Origin of the sequence: Sphingobacterium sp. BIGb0116, from assembly GCF_024808035.1 — a bacterium.
Taxonomy (GTDB): Bacteria; Bacteroidota; Bacteroidia; order Sphingobacteriales; family Sphingobacteriaceae; genus Sphingobacterium; species Sphingobacterium paramultivorum.
This window is the reverse complement of sequence record NZ_JANUDT010000018.1, coordinates 1-2,643: the sequence shown is the minus strand read 5'-3', so window position 1 is coordinate 2,643 and position 2,643 is coordinate 1. Positions and strand designations below refer to the sequence as shown.

Annotated in this window: 2 protein-coding genes; both read right to left on the bottom strand. The window is 45.6% G+C overall.

What is annotated here, in order from left to right; genetic code table 11:
• Positions 1-88: 88 nt before the first annotated feature.
• On the bottom strand, positions 89-805 hold the full coding sequence (gene istB, locus M2419_RS27355) for an IS21-like element helper ATPase IstB (RefSeq protein WP_121127451.1): 717 nt from the start codon (positions 803-805) through the stop codon (positions 89-91).
• A 42-nt stretch (positions 806-847) separates the two neighbouring features.
• Positions 848-2,446 (bottom strand): IS21 family transposase, encoded by a 1,599-nt coding sequence (gene istA, locus M2419_RS27350; RefSeq protein ID WP_153845873.1) that lies wholly within the window; start codon positions 2,444-2,446, stop codon positions 848-850.
• Positions 2,447-2,643: the final 197 nt, after the last annotated feature.

Here is a 2,643-nt window from a genome sequence, read left to right as displayed (position 1 = left end):
TGGATATAATGTTGATGTTGACCCCTCCGCTGGACATACTGACCCCTCTATCAAGGCTCTCTTCAGTCCAACTGATGACCTGACAATATTACTTCTTTTTTCTTAGACTTTCGCCTTTAAGTTCGATTCTGTAAGATCCATGGATCAGTCTGTCGAGTATTGCGTCTGCAATTGTATCTTCACCGATTACATCATACCAACTGGCCACAGGTAGCTGACTGGCAATTATTGTCGAGGCTTTAGCGTGTCTATCTTCAATTATTTCCATCAGATCCAGCCTTTGCTGTTGGTCCAGATTTACCAGGCCGAAGTCATCGACAATAAGTAGGTCTGTTTTTGATATCCTGTCCATCAGCTTGTGCAGTGTACCTTCCAGGCGGGCCATTTTAGTCTTTAGAAGTAGTTTTTGCAGGTTAAAGTACAGCACTTTATACCCCTGGGCACAAGCATGATGGCCCAATGCTGAAGAGAGGAAGCTCTTCCCACAGCCCGTAGCACCGCTGATGAGTATCGGATCTCCTTTTTTGATGTACTCGCCAGTAGCCAACGTAGTGATCAATCCCTTGTCCAAACCTCTGGTAGCGACCATGTTTATCTCCTCTATCGAAGCCTGATAGCGGAACCCGGCATTCTGTTTGAGACGCTCAAACCTTTTTTCATCCCGTTCATCTGATTCTGCCTGCAGCAATAGGGACAGTCCTTCGGAAAGGGTAAGTTCTGTACTACGGCGGGTTTCATTCAATGCTTTCCAGTTACGCTCCATACCATGCAAGCGCAACGCTCTCATCTGTGTTTCAATATTCATCTTATTTATTATTGTTTATTTTATTCTGTTCATTCCTGCCGATCATTGTATTGTCAGGCCATCGTTTGGCTGATCAAACAGTGTCGGCTGGCTGCCTGCATAATACGCTCTTCCCCTGATATTGGCATGCTCCGGCAGGGAGCTTTTTACGGAAGTTTCTTCCTGATTGTTTGCTGTTCCGTTTTCAAGTACATTCCTAAAGTAGTAGTAGGTATATAGCTTGTTTTTTAGTACGTAACTACATGCTTTGTCAAACTCTTCTGCCGGGAAGTCCCGTTTTAGCCTGAACAGCCCGTCACAGGTACGGAATAACTGTTCGGGATAATGCGCCCGCTCAAAGAGTATCTCCAGAAGTTTGGCGAACTCCGCAGAGTGTGCTTTTGCCCTTGTCAGGTACGTTTCATGCGAGCGGTTCTTATACGCCTGATGTTCGGACTTTAAATGTGTCGCCAGAGTGGTGTACGCATTTTCCCTGTAACTGCGTATGTGCGCGGCAATCTGTTTGCCCCGACAATAGATCGAGAGCATATTGCGTGTGTAAACGATCTTTACCTTTGTTCCGATATAAGCGAAGGGTACGCTGTAATAGTGTTTATTGCGCTGCAGATAGATATGTCCGTTATCCCCAACTTTGAGTTCAGCATAGCTCTTCAGCTCGAAGCGTTCTTTGGGAAGTTCGCCCAATGTTGATTTTTCAGAACTTAAGAACCGCTCTTCCCGGCAGTATGGCTTTTGCTGCATCCGGGTCTGGTTGTGCTTTAACATACAGGCCTTTATAGCTTCATTGAGCGTATGGATATCAAAGAACTGCCTGTTTCTCAGTGGTGCAAAAACACGGGTATAGATCATTTTTACCTGATTTTCTACCAATGATTTGTCTTTTGGGCGGCCTGCACGCGCCGGAACCACAGCTGTGCCGTAGTGATTGGCAAAGTCTTCCATGGACTGGTTCAGGACCGGCTCATATTTATCGGCCTTGATGACCGCTGCTTTGAGATTGTCGGGGACAATGGCCTTGGGAACACCGCCAAGGGACTCCAGGCAGCTGCTCAGTGCATAAAAAAAGTCAGGGGTCTGCTGAGATGGTACAGCCATTGCAAACGCATAGTCTGAAAAGGGCAGGCAGGCCACAAATACCTCACAGGCGACCAGCTCCCCGGTGGACCTGTCAATATAATGGAGTTTTTTTCCGGAAAAGTCAATATATAGTTTATCACCGGCGGTATGTTCAATCACCATGCTGCCCTTGCGCGAGATAAGCTGTTGCCTTAAATGATAGTTGAACTGTGGATAGCTATAACCCGTGGGATCACTTTCTATATATTCCTGCCAGAGCAGCAGTTTGGTAACTCCGGTACGTTTAAGTTCTTTTTCATAATAGTCAAGACGGCTTTTTAGGTACTCAAACTTGTCTGCCTTGTAAGCAGGATTCCCTGCGTGGAACGACTTTTCCAACAGGGGATCCTCCTGTTTAAGAAGTTCTTCCGTATTGAAACCGCCGTCGGCCATCTTTTTAAGATAGGACTTCACCGTATTCTTGCTCATACCAAGGATGCGGGCGATTGTTTTTATTCCGCTACCGCTCTGGTACAATCTGATTAATTGCTTTATCTGACTCATTCGTTTTGGTTTTCCAGCCATCAGTGATCCGAATTGTTTGATCACTAAGTAACAAAAACTACTTGCTAAGGGGTCAGCATACTCCAGCGCAATGAACTGAAAAATGAACTAGGGGGTCAACATCAGCCAGTATGGCAGTTGAATAACAGCTTTAAACGCACTACGCATCCCTAATTCTAATTCAATTTTGAGGGGTCAGCTTGTTCAAGTATATCCAT